Raw genomic sequence first — 17,738 nt, forward strand, 5'->3', positions numbered from 1 at the left:
GCATCCCTAGCCCATCCCTAGCCCTCGACGATCGCCGTGACGCCCTGGCCGCCCGCCGCGCAGATCGAGATCAGCGCTCGCCCACCTCCGTTTTCCCGGATGGTCTTGGCCGCCTGAGCGACGATCCGCCCGCCGGTGGCCGCGAAGGGGTGTCCCGCGGCCAGCGACGAGCCGTGCACGTTCAGCTTCGCGCGATCGATGGCCCCGAGCGCGTTGTCCAGGCCGAGTCGCTCCTTGCAGTACTCCTCGGACTCCCACGCGGCGAGTGTGGCGAGCACCACCGAGGCGAACGCCTCGTGGATCTCGTAGAAGTCGAAGTCCTGCAGCGTGAGACCGTTGCGCTCGAGCAGCCGCGGCACCGCGTACGTCGGTGCCATCAGCAGGCCGTCGGGACCGTTGACGTAGTCGACGGCCGCGGTCTCGCTGTCCACGAGGTAGGCCTGCACCGGCAGACCCTTCGTCTCGGCCCATTCCTCGCTCGAGAGCAGGACCGTCGACGCACCGTCGGTGAGCGGGGTCGAGTTACCCGCGGTCATCGTGGCGTCGCCCAACGACACCCCGAAGGCCGGCTTCAGCGTGGCCAGCTTCTCCACCGACGAGTCCGCGCGCAGGTTCTGGTCGCGCGTCAGGCCCAGGAACGGGGTGATCAGGTCGTCGAAGAAGCCTTCGTCGTAGGCCAGCGCCATGTTCTGGTGGCTGGCCGCCGCGAGCGCGTCCTGGTCGGCGCGGCTGATACCGAACTCCTTGGCGGTGATGGCGGCGTGCTCGCCCATCGACATGCCCGTTCGCGGTTCGCCGTTACGAGGGATCTCGATGCCGAGTTTCGGGAGCAGTTTCAGCGCCGCGAGGGCCTGATCCTTGGCGCTGCGGGCCCGGTTGACCTCGAGCATCTGACGACGCATCGATTCCGAGACGCCGATCGGGGCGTCGGAGGTGGTGTCCACGCCGCCGCCGACGGCGACCTCATACCGGCCCGACGCGATCCCGTCACCCACGGCGACGATCGCCTGCAGACCGGTCCCACAGGCCTGCTGGATGTCGAAGGCCGGGGTGTAGGGCGACAACGCCGATCCGAGTACGCATTCCCGGATGAGGTTGAAGTCGCGCGAATGCTTGAGGACGGCGCCGCCGGCCACCATGCCGAGGCGCTCACCCTGCAGGTTGAAGCGGCTCACCAGGCCGTCGAGGGCTGCGGTGAACATCTCTTGGTTGCTGACCTCGGCGTAGGCCTTGTCCTGGCGCGCGAACGGGATGCGGTTGCCGCCGAGGATCGCGACCGGGCGCATCGTGCGGGTCTTGGGTGTCTGAGCCACTTCGATCTCTCCCAGGGGGTGTTGTGCGGTATCTGTAGGCTATTCTTACTCATGAGTAAGTTCGTTGTCGACCTGCACTCGCAGACATAGGAGATCTCCCGTGGCAGCCACTGGCTTGTACTCCAATTTCGTCCACTCCGCACCGGGCTCGTTCATCGCGAAGCAGGCCGGACTGCCGGTCCCGCCCACGCTACGCCGCTACAAGGCGTCGGAACCGGCCCTGACCGGCCCGGTGCTGCTCGGCGGCGCCGGACGGGTCGTCGAGCCGCTGCGTGAGATCCTCGCGTCCCCGGATTACGACGTCATCCAGAACGCCACGACAGGCCGTGGCGCCGACAAATACGGCGCCCTGGTCTTCGACGCGACCGGCATCACCTCGCCCGCAGAACTGCGCCAGCTCTTCGAGTTCTTCGGGCCGAACATGCGCTCGCTGGCCCCCTGCGCACGCTTCCTCGTGATCGGCACCACCCCGGAGCTGGTGAAGGATCCGAATGAGCACGTCGCCCAGCGCGCGCTGGAGGGCTTCACCCGCTCGGTCGGCAAGGAGCTGCAGAAGGGCGCGACCGTGCAGCTCGTCTATGTCGACCCCGACGCCAAGACCGGCCTGACCGGCCTGGAGTCCACCATCCGCTTCGTGCTGTCGGCCAAGTCCGCGTTCGTCGATGCACAGGTCATTCGGGTCGGGTCCGACGACGCGGTCGCCCCCGCCGATTGGGACAAGCCGCTCACCGGCAAGGTCGCCGTGGTGACCGGCGCGGCACGCGGCATCGGGGCCACCATCGCCGAAGTCCTGGCCCGCGACGGTGCCCACGTGATCTGCGCCGACATCCCGGCCGCCGGCGAGGCTCTCACGGAGACCGCGAACAGGGTGAAGGGAACATCGTTCCCGCTGGATGTCAGCGCCGACGATGCGGGCGCCAAGCTCGCCGAGCATGCCCTCGAACGCCACGGCGGCATCGACATCATCGTCAACAACGCGGGCATCACCCGCGACAAGCTGCTCGCCAACATGGATGCCGCACGCTGGGACTCGGTGATCGCGGTGAACCTGATCGCCCCCCAGCAGCTGGTCAATGCGCTTGTGGAGAAGAACGCGATCCGCACGGGCGGCGCGGTGGTCGACGTCTCGTCGATCGCCGGTATCGCCGGCAACCGCGGCCAGACCAACTACGGCGCCTCCAAGGCCGGTGTGATCGGGCTCGTCGACACCTACGCGCCGATCCTGGCGGAGAAGGGCATCACCATCAACGCGGTGGCGCCCGGTTTCATCGAGACCAAGATGACGGCGGCCATCCCACTCGCCACCCGGGAGGCCGGTCGCCTGATGAGTTCGCTGCAGCAGGGCGGCCAGACCGTCGACGTCGCCGAGACCGTCGCGTACTTCGCCAACCCGGCGTCGAGCGCCATCACCGGCAATGTGGTCCGCGTCTGCGGCCAGGGATTCCTGGGTGCCTGATGACCAAGACGATCACACTCGAGAGCGCCCCGAGCACCGTCGACGTCTACTCGAAAGCGGTCGGCGCCATGCTGCCGGTCATCGGCAAACCTGCCACGGTGCGCGCCGACGCGACGATCCCGGACCGGCACTACCGGCTGGAGGACGTCCGCGTGGACGTGGACCGGTTGCACGCGTACACCCGAGTCACCGGTCAGCGTTTCGGCTCCACACTGCCGGTCACGTATCCGTTCGTGCTGCAGTTCCCCCTGGCGATGAAGGTCATGACCGACAGCGACTTCCCGTTCGGTGCGGTCGGTTCCGTCCACGTCGAGAACAGCATTCACCGGCTTCGGCCGATCGGGGTCGACGAACCGCTGACCATCGACACACACGCCGAGAATCTGCGTGAGCACCGCAAGGGGCTGCTAATCGACATGGTCTCGCGGATCAGCGTCGGTTCGGAGCTGGTGACCACGCAGGTGGCGACCTTCCTCAAACAGCAGCGGACGAGCCTGTCGGACGAGCCGCGCGGCCCTGAGCCGAAGCAGGTCGCACCGCCACCACCGGATTCCATCCTGTCGGTGGACCTGGGCCGCATCCGTAGCTATGCGGAAGCGTCGGGCGACCGCAACCCGATCCACATGGGCAACCTGCCGGCCAAGGCCTTCGGCTTCCCGAAGGCCATCGCCCACGGTATGTGGAGTGCCGCAGCGGCAATCGCGAACGTGGAGGCGCAGCTCCCCGACGAGGTCACCTACACGGTCCGGTTCGGCAAGCCGATCCTGCTGCCCGCCAAGGTGAATCTGTACACGCGGCGCATCGATGGGCCCGGCGCCGGGAGCGGAGCGAGCGGGCCGAATGTGACCGGCTCCGGGAGCGGAGCGAGCGGGCCGAATGTGACCGGCGCCGGGAGCGGAGCGAGCGGGCCGAATGTGACCGGCGCCGGGAGCGGAGCGAGCGGGCCGAATGTGACCGGCGCCGGGAGCGGAGCGAGCGGGCCGAATGTGACCGGCAACTTCGACCTGTCAGTGCTCGATCGCCGCAAGGGTGCACCTCACCTGACCGCGACAACCCGAGGCGCCTGACTCAGGCCCGCCTGGCCTCCCACCACCGCCACAGGTACCACCCGCCGGCGACCGCGACCACCGCGACGCCCGCATAGAGCAACAGTGTCGCGCCGAGCGCGGCGCCGGCGAAGTACCCCACCAGCAGGACGGTGGTCGCCCAGGTGGTGGCGCCGATCAGGTCGGCGACGAGGAATGTCGGCGGGTGCATCCGGACCATCCCGGCCACGGGTGGGACCAGCGTGCGTACGTAGCCGATCCATCGGCCGGTGGCGACGGCCACCAGTCCGTCGCGGCCGATTCGCTCCTCGGCCCGCTTCCATCGCTGTTCACCGAACCTCCGGCCTGCTCGGGACGCCTTCACCCGATGACCGGACGAGCGTCCCACCCAGTAGCCGGTGAGATCGCCCGCGATCGCGGACACGCACACCGCGACGACCAGGCCAGCGATCTGGGTCGAGCCGACGCCGGCGGCGACACCCGCGGCGAGCAGCACGGCCTCGCTGGGCAGGATGAATCCCAGGATCAGCGTCGCGGTCTCGGCGTAGACGACGCCGCACGCGACGAGATAGACCGCCCACTCCGGTACCGACTGGACGATCTCGACGAGCCAGTCGGCGATTGCGTGCACGGGACGAGACTATCCACCGGCACGACGGCCCATCGGAGCCGATCCCACTGCGTGGATCCCAATGTGACCGTTCGTCCGTCGGAAATGCATTCATCCGGCGGAAGTTTCGAGGGGAGGAGGCGAAATCCGGCGGACGAACGGCCCCCGGGTGACGCTCGGCGTTCCGCGGAACGCTCAGTCGATCGGCAGATCCGCGGTCCCCACACCTTTGAGGCCACGCCACGTGATGCCGACGAGCAGGTCGGTGGCCGTTTCCAGATCCACGTCGCCCTCGGTGATGCGATCGGCGACGGCCTCGCCCGCGCCGACGAGCGCGACGGCGGTGAGCTCGAAGTCGATGTCGCGGGCGCCTTCGACGGTGGTGCCGGCGCGGATGAGTTCGGTGACCATCTCGGTCACACGTTTGCGGCTGTCGGAGACGAAATGCGAAAAGGTCTGGGTTCCGACGGCGACGCGATAGAGCACCTTCCAGGACTGCCGGTGTTCGTCGACGTAGCGAAGGAACTCCTTGACCACGGTGCGGGCCTGTTCGCGCTGACGCAGTGCCGGATCGAAGCCCACCGCCATCGCCTCGATGAAGCGGGCCGACTCGCGTTCGATGCACGCACTGAACAGTTCGTCCTTGGAGCCGTAGTAGAGGTACAGCATCGGTTTGCTGATCGCGGCCTCGGCGGCGATGGAATCCATCGACGCCTCACGAAACCCGTTTTCGGAGAAGACCTTGACGGCGGCGTCGAGCATCTGCTGTTCCCGCACCGCGCGGGGCAGCCTTTTGGTACCGCCCGCCATCGATCACTCCTTCGCCGCTCATCCCGCCACGCTCGTGGCGTTCGGATCATCTTACCGTGCGGTAAGTTCAACGGGGCGCTTGGTACGAAATCTGGTACGGGTGTCGTTGCAGACTACTCGGCAGCGCTGTCGACGCCGGATGCGGGCTGCGGGGTCGTCGTGGTGCCCGCGGTGCGGTCGGCGGTCGAGTCCTCCGCGGTCGTTGGATCGCTCGCCGACGAGTCGCCGGATCTGCCCTGACCGGGGGTCGTCTCCTCCGGTGTCGAATCTTCGGTAGCCGGTGGCTGAGTGGTCGAATCCGCGGTCGGCGGAGTCGAGGGCTGCACCGGCACCGGAGGTGCGGTGGGGGTCGTCGACGTCTGCGACGGCGGAATCACGCTGCGGGGTGACGCGGTGGTGGTCGGAGCCGGACGCGTCACCGTCTCCAGGGGTGCGGCGGCGGGTGCCGAGGGCACCGTCTGCACGTCGATGGCGGTTCGCGGCGACGGGTGCGTCGTCCGCGGCACGACGGTCGACGACGTGGTGGCCCCGCGCTCCACGTTCGCGGCATCCGTGGTGTGGTGCTCGGACTTCCCGACGATCGCCGCCCACAGCCCGGCGCCGACGACGGCCGCCGACGCTGCTGCCACGAGGGCGAGCGCGACCGTGCGACGACTGCGCGCCTGCGCCGCGGTGCCGGCGGACGGCGACACGACGTCGGCGGCACCGTCGGCCATTGCCGCCACGGCGAGCGGCGACGTCGGGGCGTCGTCCACGGCGAACGCGGCAGTCGGAGCCAGACTGCCGCGGATGTTCAGCAGGGCGGCGCCTGCGGCCGCCGAGGTGGGATCAGGGTCGAGGACCACCGGAATGTGCAGGGTGTCCCGCAGGAGTTCGGACACCATCGGATTCGTCGCGGCGGCGCCGGTGACGACGAGCGCGGTGACCTCCTCCGGGGTCAGCCCGGCGGTCGTGAGCGCCTCCCTGACGACGTCCGCCGACGCCGCCGTCGAAACCCGCATGCCGTCGCCGGAGCGATCCCGCATGGTGGCCAGGGCAGGCTCGACAGGTACTGGGGCCACCGCAGCGGTCATCGGTCGGCCGATCGCCTCGGGGATCTCACCGGTACGCACGACCGACACCGTGAGCCCCGTCGCGCCGAGGTCGTAGCTGACCACCGGCACGCCGTCGGGAAAGGTGCCGTAGGTGTGTTCCGCGGCGACGACCGCCGCAACCGCGCGTGGCACCCAGGTGACGTCGACGCCTGCCGTCTCCTCGTGCCCGGAAACGGCTGCGCGCGCAGCGTCGAGTTCGTCGGCCGACCAATCGTCCGGATGAGCCACGGCTAGGCCGGTCGTCGTCTCGGAGGTCGATGCCCGAATCGCCCGCACCACGCCGGCCACCCGGTCGGCGTAGCCATCGGCCGCGGAATCGGCCGCATGCTCGATCGACGACTCGTTCTCGACCCGGACGGTCGTCTCCCAGGCACCCTCCGACGCCGCAGTCCCCACGCTGCTGTCGTCGCCGATCTGCACACCGATACAGAGCGTCATCGCCCACACACTCCTGTCCCCCAACCTTCTGCAGTGTTAGTCGCTGCCGGGGACGCAGTTGTTAGCGTCGGTAACCGAGTGCGTGCCGGTCGACGGGCGAGATCACGCCAGAGCGACCGCTGTCGCGGCGACCACACCGGTACACGCCGTCGCCGAGACGAGAACCGCGATCCGGACAATGGCGCGACCGAGCGGTTCGGACATGTCCCGGGGCGCCTGCACGCGGTCGGAGAATTCGCGCATGTCGGCGGGCAGGCGACCGACGATCACGATGACCGCGGCAACTCCGATGGCGACGATCCCGAGCAGCACACCGCCGACCGATCCCGTCATCCGCAGTCCCAGCAGTGCGATCACCGCGAACGACATCGCGGTCCGGACCGAGGCCAGCAGCGTTCGTTCGGGCTGGAGCCCCGGGTCACCGGGGGCCGGTCCCACCGCACGACGCGAGCCCGCGGACCGCTTCATGCCGCGAGGACCAGGATGACGCCGCCGATCGCACCGACGATGGCGACGATCCCGAGCAGCGGCACCACCGCCGGCACCGGGAGCGGCCGGTTGTGCCGCATCGCGGTCTCGGCGCGCCACCACCGCACTCCCGCGCCCGCCGAGCCGAGCACGCCGGTGATGATCAGGGCGACGGCCACTGCTTTGCGGACGAGGGGATCGAGGTCTCCCAGGGCGAACGCCTCCAGCGCGACACCCGCCCCGACGAAGGCCAGCGCGGTGCGTATCCAGGCGAGAAATGTCCGTTCGTTGGCGAGGGTGAAGCGTGGGTCCGGTTCGGTGCCGCCGGGAAACACACGCCGCGACAACGCGCCGCGGTCAGAACCCGCGGCGCGTGTCGGCTGCATCTGCTCGACGCTCATCGGCTGACGGTCGCCACGCGCGCCGGGACGGGCGGTGCGGACTCTGCGGCCGGCCGGCGTCGGTAGCACGCCGCGACCGCAGCACTGACCAGGGCGAGGCCGGCCCAGTACGCGCCCACCCACCACAGACCGCCGGACGGCAACAGGACCAGCATCGATGCGATCATCGGGGTCAGACCCGCACCCAGTGCGGAGGCGCCCTGGTAGCCGATCGACGCGCCCGTGTACCGCACGTCCGGAGGAAACAGCCCGGTGACGTACGCCGCGATCGGACCGTAGACCAGGCCTTGCACCACCCCGTTGCCCAGCATGATGGCCACGGCGTACTGCCCCAGGTCACCACTGCCGATCATGAACGCGAGGGGAAAGGCCGACGCCGCGGTCACCAGACATCCGAACACCAGTGCACGCCGTCGACCCACCCGATCGCTCGCCCGTGCCGACAGGAAGGTGACGATGATCGTCAGGACCGCCGCGGCGGCCTTCCAGTTGAGAATGGTCGTCTTGTCCTCTCCGGCGTCGACCGCCACCGCCACTCCCCACACCGTGACGATCGCCTGTGTCGTGTACACGCTGATGGTCACGAGCAGCGCCGCGGCCACCGCGCCCAGATGATGCCGCAGAACGTCGGCGATCGGCAGCCGCCGGGCCTCGCTCGAGGCCTGCAGGGCTCGGAACGACGGGGTCTCGGAGACCTTGAGCCGGATCACCAGGCCGATCGCGATGAGGACGGCCGACAGCAGGAACGGGATCCGCCATCCCCACACGATGAACTGGTCACCCGTCAGCACGGTCATCAGCGAGAGCACCAGTGTGGCGATCACGGCTCCGGCCGGCCCGCCCGCATTCGCGAATGCCGCGGCGAATCCCTGTCGGTTCTTGGGTGCGTGCTCGACCGCCATCAGTGCCGCGCCGCCCCACTCACCGCCGACGGCCAGCCCCTGGATCACCCGCAACAGCAGCAGTGATACCGGCGCGATGACGCCGATGGCCGCGGTGGTCGGCATCAGGCCGATCGCCACCGTGACGGAACCCATCAACACCATCGAGACGACCAGAGCCTTCTTGCGGCCGTACCGGTCGCCGAAGTGGCCGAAGAGGATGCCGCCGAGTGGCCGCGCGAAATATCCGGCGGCCAATGTCGCGAACGCCGCCACCAGCGCCAGGCCGGGGCCCAACTCCGCGAAGTAGAGCTTGGGGAAGACGATCGACGACGCGGTCGCATAGAGCATGAAGTCGTAGAACTCGATTGCCGAGCCGACGAAGGCCGAGGTGAGGACGCGCCGCATCTCGGTTGTCTTCATCGAGGTCTGACGGGCCGGCGCCGGGTTGTTCTCGTTGGTCGATGTCATCACTGCCGCCTTCAGCCGATCGCCATGTCGGCGAGAAGCGGGGTCCGCGTGCCCGCGGGCCGGGGTTCGATGACGTCGAGATCGTCGGGCACGAGGAACCGTCCGGGTAGGAGGTCGTTGCCTCGAGCCCACACCGCCGGGTCGGTGGAGCCGGGTACCAGGTGATGAACCGCGAGCCGACGGGCGTCGGCCTGTTGCGCGATCCGGCAGGCACCCTCCACCGAGGTGTGGGACTTGTAGTGGTGTGCGCGCGAGGCGCGACCCTCGTCGTCGGTGCGATGGCCGTAGAGACCGTCCACCCAGTCGAAATCGATCGCCTCATGAAGCAACAGGTCGGTGTCGCGTGCCAGGGTGACCATGTTCGCCGTCTCGCAGGTGTCCCCGGAGATCGTGACCGAACCACCGTCGGAGTCGAATCGGAACGCGAATGCCGGCGCGACCGGCGGGTGTTCGACGAGAATCGCGGTCACCCGAACCCGCGAGTCCTCGAACACGACGAACGGCTCCATCTCCGGTGTCGCGTTGTCGTTCGGGTGATAGCCGATGTCGGACGGGATCGCGATGTCACGCACGTCGAACAACTCCAGCGGCGAGATACGCAACGAATCCAGCACCCGGTCGTTGAGATCGGTGGCGAACGCCCGCACGATGGATTCGGCCATGTCCACCGTGCCCGGCGTCGGGTTGTCGGGGGCGACCGGCCGCGGAGGCGTGGTGGCATGCGGTGAGATCGGCGGCAGCGCTCCCCGGTCTCCGGGGCCGAACACGCGGACCGGATCGTCTGCGCGGCCCTGCAGTTCGTGCATCCCGAGCACGAGCAGCGACGGGAGATCGATGGTGTGGTCCGAGTGCAGGTGGGTCAGGAAGATGCCCCCGAGGTCGGCGAGTTCGAGACCCGCCTGCCGAATCCGCCTGCCGACGCCATGACCGGCGTCGACCAGATAGAACCGGTCGCCGACGACCACAGCGGTCGCGATGCCGGAGCGATCGTGCGGATCGCCCTTCCACCATCGGGGGCCGCCGGTGGTGCCGAGTGTGACGACGCGGGTCGTGCCGGTCGCTGGGCTGGTCGAGTTCATGCGGGCTCCTACGTGACCTGGATCAATGATCTCCAATGAGAGTGCCGCAGGCCACAACGAAAGAAAAAGCAAAAATAATTGGCCATCAACATAGTCTTTGACTATGAATGAGCTGACCCTGCGACAGATGGAGTACTTGATCGCCGTACTCGACCACGGCTCGGTGAGTGCCGGCGCGGCGGCCGTGCACGTCTCCCAGGCGACGGTCTCTGCCGCGTTGTCCCAGCTGGAGAAGAACCTCGACACGGTGCTGCTCGCCCGAGGTCCGGCCCGGCGGGCGCGCCCGACCGCGGCCGGTGAGGAGTTCGCCGCACGAGCACGGGCGATCTTGGCCGCGGTCGACGACGCGGTCGACGCCGTCGATGACACCGCGGCGCAGTTGCGTGGCCCACTGTCGGTCGGGTGCCTGCACACGGCCAGTCCGCGAATGCTGCCCGGATTGGTGGAGCATTTCGAGAAGCATTGGCCGCGAGTCGATCTCACGCTGATCGAGGAGGCACCCCGGCATCTGCAGGACCTCGTCGCGACCGGTCGCCTCGATGTCGCGATGCTCTATTCCCGCCAACTGGTGCGGCATGAGCTCGTGACACATCATCTGGGAAGCGTCCGACTGCACGCCCTGCTGCCGGGCGACTCGGAGTTGGCCGAGCACGACGAGGTTGCCTTGGCGGATCTGGTTCGTCTTCCGGCGATTCTGCTGGACATCCCTCCGACCGCCGATCTCCTGGTCGACCGGATCCGTTCGCGGGGATTCGAGGTGGACGTCCGATGGCGGTCGTCGAGCGCCGAGACCATTCGCTCCCTGGTGGCCAGAGGTCTCGGGTTCTCGCTCGTGAATGCGGTCCCTCATCCGGCCACACGGACATTCGAGGGACTCGAGGTCGTCCACCGCCCGGTCGCCGACATGGACGACAACCCGGCGATCGCGGTGACGACGGCCAACCGGGCCAGGTCGCGGCGGGTCGCCGAGGCCATCGACTGCCTGCGCGAGATCCACGAACAGACCGATCCCGCCGGGTGGCGCCTTCAGCGGTAGCCGGCGCCGCGAATGGCCGCGAGCAGCTCCGAGCGCGACCCGGCCTCCAGACGTCGGCGGATGTTCGCGACATGGTGTTCGACGGTCTTCGCGGAGATGTACAGCCGCTCCCCGATCTCCCGGTGGGTGTATCCGGCCAACAGCTCGCGGGCGACGTCGGCCTCTCGCTCGGTGAGGGGACCGTCGGCGACATTCGTCGCCGGGCCCGCTGCCGTCCGGTCGACCGCCTCACCTGTCCCCGGCTCCGATGTGTTCGCCAGCAGCTCGGCGATGCGTGCGTCGTCGATGTGCCGGGCGATCGAGGGCACGCCCCCGCCGGCCGCGGCGAACTCCTGCGCTCCTTCGCGGTCCCCGACCGTGAGCAGCGCGGTCACGGCGGCCACCCGATGCGCACCGCAGTGATCGGGGCCGAGCCAGCGGATCAGGTCCGCCGCGTGGGCGTGCCGCCCGGACGCACCGGCCACCTCTGCGGCGACGATCACCGCGTCGGCGGCACCCGGCGATGGGCTGCTCAACCCGGTCAGGACGTCGTCGATCAGGATCGCGGCACCGGCGACATCCCCGGCGTCGAGTGCCAACCGGGCTCGACGCGGCCGGATGATCTCGACCGCACCACCCGCACGTTCCGCGGCGGCGAGCAGAGCTGCCGCCCGATGTGGGTCGGCGTCGTCGGCCGCGTCGCACAGCACGGCCACGATTCGCGGATCGGCCAGGCCTGCCTCCGCGGCGCGCACCGCATCGTCGACCGACAACTCTCCGGCACCGAGTCGCTGCTGGGCCGCCCGTCGACGCAGTTCGCTCAGCCACGCCGCCCCGACGACGTCGGCGAGCGGATCGAGCGCAACCGAGCGGAAAACGTCGGAGCCACCGAGGAAGCCGGTGCCACGGGCACGGTCCAGCGCCGCGGCGGCGTCGTCGACGGCGATCTCGAGGATGTCGGCGATGGCCGGCACGTCGAGGGCGGACCGGCCTGCCGCAAGTGCGAGTACGGCGAGGGTGTGGTCGTCGAGACCGCGCAGGACCAGGTGATGCCAGTCGCGGGCCACGCCCGTGGCCATCGCGACCGGGTCGAGGACGGTACGGGCGTCGGGGTCGTCGAGATCGTCTGCGTGGATGACCTCGAGGACCACGTCGACGAGCGCCGACGCCCCGATACAGCGCCGCCGGATGTGCGCGGCGTCGAGCGGTTCGAGGGTGAGACCGAGGGCGATGGCGCGTTCGATGACCTGGCCGGTGGAGATCGGGCCGCAGACCCGATCGGCGCCGCTTCGCCGGGCGCGTGCGATGAGTCCGGCGATCCGCGGATCCCGTTCCCTCGCCTCGGTGGTGCCGACGACGGCCGCGTGTCCGGCGTCGATTCGCCGGACGAGGTCGTCGAGCAGGTCGGTGGGCCACGTGTGCAGGTCGTCGGCGATGACGACCGGCCGACGTCGATCGCCGTCGGCCGCGGACACCTCGGTGGAACCCACGATCACCCGCACGCCGTCGGCCCGAAGCGTCGCCTCGAGCATGGCCAGTGTCCGGGATCTTCCGCTGCCCGGCGGCCCGATGATCAGCGCGCAATCCAGGCCGCTGCCCTCGACACCGAGTTCCGCGACGACGCGGGTCGTCCATGCGAGCTGCGAGGCGCGACGCGCGGTGGGCGTGGTCAGGAGGTCCACCGGCTCACCGACACAGGACGCCGGCGACGCCACAGACGGTCTCGCCGGTGCCGTCGACGATACGTCCCGGTAGCTGGGTGACGCCGCTGCCGATGCCGCCGCCGGAGTTGCCGCCTCCGCCCGTGTTCGGGGTCCCCGACGAATCCTCGGGGAACTCCGGCGGCGGGTTCGAGGGACTGGGGGTCTGGGTTCCGGGATTCGGCGCCGGTGGCACCGTTGCGGTCGGGCCGGCGGTGTTCTGGGTGGTTCCCGGAGCGCTACCCGGAGCATTGGGCGACGGCGTCGGCGACGTGCCGGGCGCCGCCGCATCCGTCGGCGCCGGCCGCGCCGGACCGCGTCGAGTTGCCTCGGCGGCCACATCGGCAGCCGTGGTGGTGCCGGCCGGCCCACGGGTGGAGTGCCCGGCACCGGTGGTGCCCGCCGGTGTCGAGCGACCGGGCGACAACGGACCCGAGGTGGCCGCGTCGGCCGGTGCCGGGACGGCGGGGTCCGACGAACCCAGAAGCCCCGTACCGACCGAGAGTCCGGCGGCGGTGATCACGGCGAGCACCCCGGTCCCGGCGGCGATGAGAATCCCCCGGCGGCGCGTCACCCGCGCAGGCGGGTCGGCCACCGGAACACTCGGCGCGGGAATGATCTCGCGCAGCGGCGGCTGGGCCGGCAATGCCGCGATGTCCGCGTTCGCGGGTCGGGGGGCCAGCCGGGACAGCAGTAATGCAGCGCCCACGGCGGGCGCCGCCGCGGGATCCGGGTCGGGCACGACCGGGAGGTGCAGCGACGCGCTCAGCAGCTCGGTCACCAGCGGGATCGACGAGCCGCCCCCGGACGCGACGACTGCGGTGACGGCCTGGAGATCGACGTCGGCGGCCAGCAGGGCCTCGCGCACCAGTGCAACCGATTCCAGGATCGGTCCGCGCAGCAGGTTCTCAACGTCCTCGCGAACGACTCGCGCCTGCGTGCGTTCCTTGCCGACGGCGACGTCGACCACCGCCTCGGTGTCGGCGGACAACTGCTCCTTGGCCGCGCGACACGCCGCCCGCAGTCGGACGAGGTCGTCGATCACCGACGGGTCGAGCGTGCCCGCGGCATCGGCCGCACCCGTGACCGCCAGGACATCGGCGAGGATGAGCCGATCGAACTCGCGCCCGCTGATCGCCGACGACGAGAGCGGACGCCCGATGACCTCCGGGACGTCGCCGGCCCGCACCAGCGAGACGGTCAGACTCGACGCCCCCAGGTCGTAGGCCACCACGATCGAGTCGTCGGGAAAGGCGCCGTGGGTGTGTTCGGCGGCCGCGGTCGACGCGGCCGCGTGCGAGACCCAGGTGACGTCGGCGAGCCGCCCTCGACCGCCGAGGGCGGTGCGCACCTCGGCGAGGGCTTCGGCCGGCCAGGTGTCGGGATACGCGATGGCGACGCGAGCGTCGTCGATACCTTCTGTTTCGGCCTCCACCGCGGCCACCATGCGCTCGACGCTGACGGCGTAGAGGTCTGCGGCGACCACGGGTGCGCCGTCGTCGTCGATCATGTCGACCGGATCGCCCACCCGCCCGATGAAGTCGTCCCGGCCGGTCAGGTCTGCGGTCGCCGACGTCACCGTCGCCTCCCAGGCGTCGTCGGACGCCGCAGTCGCCACAGAGGTGTCCGCCCCGATCGTGACACCGATTTCGAAGGTCATCGCCCCACTCCTGTCCCGTCGCCGATGGAACGGCGCGGTGCTGTCCTGGTGAGTCTGTCGTGCCGGCCGGGTGGGCCGTTAGCCCCGGTCCGCAGGATGGGGGCGAAGTCCCGATGGGTGCCCGGGGGTGAGAACAGAACCGGGGATTTTCCCCGATGCCCCGATCGACGGTGCCACCTAGCGTCGGATGACAACACGGGATCGACCGCGGTCTCGTCTGACGAGGGGACGTTCCCGATGGCCTCCAACGCGATTCTCGACTTCATTCTCGGTCTGCTCCGCGACGACGAGTCGATCAACGCGTACTGCCGCAATCCGCAGGCCGCACTCGCCGACGCAGGACTGCACGGCGTGACGCCCGCCGACGTGTCGGCGGCTGCACCGCTCATCGCCGACGCCGGCCTGGTGACGGCGGGAGCGGGTGCCGGGCTCGGCGCGATCGCCGGTGCCGCCGGCGGTGTGGGTGCCGGTGGCTTCGGTGGCGGCGCCGGCGGTGGCTTCGGCGGTGGAATCGCCGGCGCCTCGGTGGGTGGCGGCGGCATCGGTCTGGGCGGCATCGGTCTGGGTGGCATCGGTCTGGGCGGTGCCGGTCTGGGCGGTGCCGACCTCGGCGGTGCCGCCGGCGGTGGTTTCGATCTCGGCGGGTTCACCATCGGCGACATCGACTTCGGCGGGATGCTCGGCGGAATCGGACTCGGTGGGTTGGACCTGTCCGGCTTCCGACTCGCCGATCTCGACCTCGGCGGCATCGCCGTCGGCGAGCTCGATCTCGCCGGGCAGCTCGCGGTCGCTCTCGGCGCGACACTGGCGTCCGGTATCGCCGTCGGCGGGACCGTCGCGGCTACGTTCGGCGCGGCGTTCGGTGCCGCACTCGACGGCCTGATCGCCGGTGGATTCGAGGTGGGTACAGGCATGGGCGGCCAGGTCGCCGCAGCCCTCGCCGGCGCGATCGGCGCCGAGGGCGCGCTGATCGAACAGTTCGCGGCCGCCGTCGACGGTGTACTCGCCGTGGCCGGAAGCGTCCAGGGAGGCCTCGCCGCCATCCTGTCATCCGGACTCGAACTCGGCGGCTCCGCGGCCGGGGCCTTCGGCGCGACGCTCGGCGGCCTGCTCGGGGCCACGGTCGGCGCGGGCGGAAGCCTGGGAGCCGACCTCGCTGCGGCGTTGTCGGCCGGGTTGGGCGCGGGCGGTGCCGTCTCGGCCGTCCTCTCGGGCGCACTGGGCCTCGACGCCGCACTGGCCACCCAACTCGGCGCCGCCTTCGACGGAACTCTCGCCGCGGCCGGGGGCGTGGAGGCCGCGCTGTCCGGATTGCTCGACGCCCAAGCCATCAGCTCACTGTCCGGTGAGCTCGGCGCCACCCTGTCGGGTGCGCTGAGCGCCGGCCTCGGCGCCGGCGGCAGCGCGGCCGCAGAACTCGGGACCGCACTGACCGCAGTGCTCTCAGGCGGCGCAGCAGCCGTCGGCGGCATCGCGCTGACCGGCGGCGCAGGACTCGGCGCCGTCATGGGCGGCGCCATCGCCGCGGCACTCGGCGTCGGCGGCGGCGCCCAGGCGGGCCTGTCCGCGGCCCTCGATGCAGCCCTCGGCACCGGTTTGGACGCAGTGCTGAGCGCCGGCGGCGACCTGGAGGCCGCGGTCGGGTCCACACTGTCGTCCGCGCTGGGTGCCGGCGGTGAGATCGCGGCGAATCTCGGCGGCGCATTGGGCGGTGCACTCGGTGTCGCGCTCGACGGTGCCGCGGGCGCGACCCTGGACGGGCTGCTCTCGGCGGGCGCCGGACTGGACACGTCGCTGTCGACGGTGCTCTCTGGCTCCCTCGGCACGGAGGCTGGCGCGGACCTGGGCGCCGCCTTGTCCGGCGTCCTGGACGCAGGCGGTGTTGTCGGCTCGGACCTGGGTGCCCTTCTCGACGGTGGACTGACCGGGGACCTCGCGGCCGGACTGAGCGCCGTCGGCGCGGCCGGCGGCGACGTCGCGGCGGCACTCGGCGCCTCGCTGGGCGGCATGCTCGGCGCCGCGGCCGGGGTGGACGGTCTTCTCGGTGCAGTGTCCGGTGTCAGCGTCGGCCAGCTGCTGGCCGCCGATCTGGGTGCCGCGCTGGGCGTCGATGGCGGCCTGGTCGCGAATCTCGCCGGTGCACTGGACACCGCGCTCGACGGTGACCTCGCCGGTGATGCGGTCACCGGCGCCACCGGCGATCTCGGAGCGGTGTTGTCCACGGCACTGGGTGCGGGGGGCGACGTGGGCGCGCAATTGGGCGGCTCGCTCGGCGCGGTACTGGGCGCCGCGTTCTCCGGGGATCTCGGCGGCGACCTGGCCGGGCAGCTGGCCGCAGGCACCGACCTCGGTGCGGCGGTCACCTCGACGCTGAGCACCGCACTCGATCTGGATACCTCGACCACCGACGGCATCACCGCCACGCTCGACGCCGGTCTGCAGTCGGCCGGCGGGCTGGGCACGCTGGTCACCGGACAGGTCGACGCACTGGTCAACCCGACCCTGGGCATCGGTGAGCACGGCATCTCGGCCACCGGCCCGGTCTCTGTCGGCGGGGCGCTGACGTCGGCGGCGGATCTGCAGTCGGACGGACTGCTCGACACCGGTCTCGGACTCACCGGCGACGCCGGCATCACCAGCGGATTGGGACTCACCGGCGACAGCGGCCTGACCGGTGGACTGGGACTCGACACGGCTACCGGACCCATCGACCACGCGCTCGACATCACCGCACCCGATCACGGCCTGGCCGCGAACCTCGGGCTGAGCGGAGCAGGAGCCGGCGGTGGAGATCTCGGCACCACCGTCACCGGAGCGACCGACGACCTCGGCCTGCACGACGGGCTGGGACTGAACAGCGGGCTGTCCGGGGCAGTCGACCAGTCGAGCGCCCTGACCGGAGAGCTGGGCGGCGATCTGACCGGAACCGGCCACAGCGACGGTTCGGCGGGACTCGGCGCCGCGGTCACCGGGCCGGTGTCGGACCTCACCGGCTCCGGGGCCGTCGACAGCGGCGCGGATGCGTCCGGTGAGGTGACCGACCAGACCGACGTGGACACCGGCGCAGCCGCCGACGGTTCGGTGAGCGGCGCCGCGGGCGGTGCGGTCGACGGTGTCCTCGGCGGCACCGCGGACACCGCCGGCGGGCTCACCTCCGATCTGACCGGAGGTCTGGCCGGTGGCCTGAGCGGTGGACTCGGCGGCGGCCTCGACGATCACACCGACACCCACACAGACGCCACCACGACCGAATCGGCCGACCATCACGGCGGCATCTTCGGCGGCTGAGGCCCACT

14 protein-coding genes are annotated in these 17,738 nt (G+C 70.5%); 4 read left to right on the plus strand and 10 right to left on the minus strand.

Translation table 11 applies throughout. The features are described 5' to 3' along the window. Positions 1-17 precede the first annotated feature (17 nt). Positions 18-1,313, minus strand: coding sequence for an acetyl-CoA C-acetyltransferase (locus tag AC4AMJ_RS21245; RefSeq protein WP_489914511.1), 1,296 nt, complete (start codon positions 1,311-1,313; stop codon positions 18-20). A 100-nt stretch (positions 1,314-1,413) separates the two neighbouring features. Between AC4AMJ_RS21245 and AC4AMJ_RS21250 the strand changes: the two genes are divergently transcribed. Next, positions 1,414-2,769: a 3-oxoacyl-ACP reductase gene (locus AC4AMJ_RS21250; RefSeq protein ID WP_489914513.1), complete on the plus strand. Its 1,356-nt coding sequence runs from the start codon at positions 1,414-1,416 to the stop codon at positions 2,767-2,769. Next, complete coding sequence (locus tag AC4AMJ_RS21255) at positions 2,769-3,836, plus strand: MaoC/PaaZ C-terminal domain-containing protein (RefSeq protein ID WP_489914515.1); 1,068 nt, start codon at positions 2,769-2,771, stop codon at positions 3,834-3,836. The genes AC4AMJ_RS21250 and AC4AMJ_RS21255 overlap by 1 nt, the downstream gene beginning before the upstream one ends. 1 nt (position 3,837) lies before the next feature. Here the strand turns inward: AC4AMJ_RS21255 and AC4AMJ_RS21260 are convergent, their stop codons facing one another. The 7 genes from AC4AMJ_RS21260 to AC4AMJ_RS21290 form a co-directional block, all read right to left on the minus strand. Next, positions 3,838-4,446 (minus strand): DedA family protein, encoded by a 609-nt coding sequence (locus AC4AMJ_RS21260; protein ID WP_489914517.1) that lies wholly within the window; start codon positions 4,444-4,446, stop codon positions 3,838-3,840. 174 nt (positions 4,447-4,620) lie between these two features. Continuing rightward, complete coding sequence (locus tag AC4AMJ_RS21265) at positions 4,621-5,235, minus strand: TetR/AcrR family transcriptional regulator (RefSeq protein ID WP_489899146.1); 615 nt, start codon at positions 5,233-5,235, stop codon at positions 4,621-4,623. Positions 5,236-5,348: 113 nt separating this feature from the next. Further along, positions 5,349-6,767: a hypothetical protein gene (locus AC4AMJ_RS21270; RefSeq protein WP_489914519.1), complete on the minus strand. Its 1,419-nt coding sequence runs from the start codon at positions 6,765-6,767 to the stop codon at positions 5,349-5,351. 102 nt (positions 6,768-6,869) lie between these two features. Further along, positions 6,870-7,235, minus strand: a complete 366-nt coding sequence (locus AC4AMJ_RS21275) for a DUF202 domain-containing protein (protein ID WP_489914521.1) — start codon at positions 7,233-7,235, stop codon at positions 6,870-6,872. Beyond that, the gene (locus tag AC4AMJ_RS21280) at positions 7,232-7,636 is read right to left on the minus strand and encodes a YidH family protein (protein ID WP_489899143.1); all 405 of its coding nucleotides are present in this window, start codon (positions 7,634-7,636) and stop codon (positions 7,232-7,234) included. The genes AC4AMJ_RS21275 and AC4AMJ_RS21280 overlap by 4 nt, the downstream gene beginning before the upstream one ends. Next, a complete protein-coding gene (locus tag AC4AMJ_RS21285; RefSeq protein WP_489899142.1) occupies positions 7,633-8,988 on the minus strand; it encodes an MFS transporter in 1,356 nt (451 codons plus the stop codon). The genes AC4AMJ_RS21280 and AC4AMJ_RS21285 overlap by 4 nt, the downstream gene beginning before the upstream one ends. Positions 8,989-8,999: 11 nt before the next feature. Further along, positions 9,000-10,067 carry an MBL fold metallo-hydrolase gene (locus AC4AMJ_RS21290; RefSeq protein WP_489914523.1) on the minus strand — a complete coding sequence of 356 codons (1,068 nt, stop codon included), beginning with the start codon at positions 10,065-10,067 and terminating at the stop codon, positions 9,000-9,002. A gap of 103 nt (positions 10,068-10,170) precedes the next feature. Between AC4AMJ_RS21290 and AC4AMJ_RS21295 the strand changes: the two genes are divergently transcribed. Continuing rightward, positions 10,171-11,103, plus strand: coding sequence for a LysR family transcriptional regulator (locus AC4AMJ_RS21295; RefSeq protein WP_489914525.1), 933 nt, complete (start codon positions 10,171-10,173; stop codon positions 11,101-11,103). Here AC4AMJ_RS21295 and AC4AMJ_RS21300 read toward each other — a convergent pair. Together AC4AMJ_RS21300 and AC4AMJ_RS21305 are read right to left on the minus strand one after the other, a co-directional pair. Then, positions 11,094-12,764 (minus strand): helix-turn-helix transcriptional regulator, encoded by a 1,671-nt coding sequence (locus AC4AMJ_RS21300; protein WP_489914527.1) that lies wholly within the window; start codon positions 12,762-12,764, stop codon positions 11,094-11,096. The genes AC4AMJ_RS21295 and AC4AMJ_RS21300 overlap by 10 nt on opposite strands. Before the next feature lie 4 nt (positions 12,765-12,768). Beyond that, positions 12,769-14,442, minus strand: a complete 1,674-nt coding sequence (locus AC4AMJ_RS21305) for an Hsp70 family protein (protein ID WP_489914529.1) — start codon at positions 14,440-14,442, stop codon at positions 12,769-12,771. 237 nt (positions 14,443-14,679) lie between these two features. Between AC4AMJ_RS21305 and AC4AMJ_RS21310 the strand changes: the two genes are divergently transcribed. Next, positions 14,680-17,730 (plus strand): IniB N-terminal domain-containing protein, encoded by a 3,051-nt coding sequence (locus tag AC4AMJ_RS21310; protein ID WP_489914531.1) that lies wholly within the window; start codon positions 14,680-14,682, stop codon positions 17,728-17,730. Positions 17,731-17,738: the final 8 nt, after the last annotated feature.

It is taken from the genome of Gordonia sp. LMA484 (assembly GCF_058129505.1).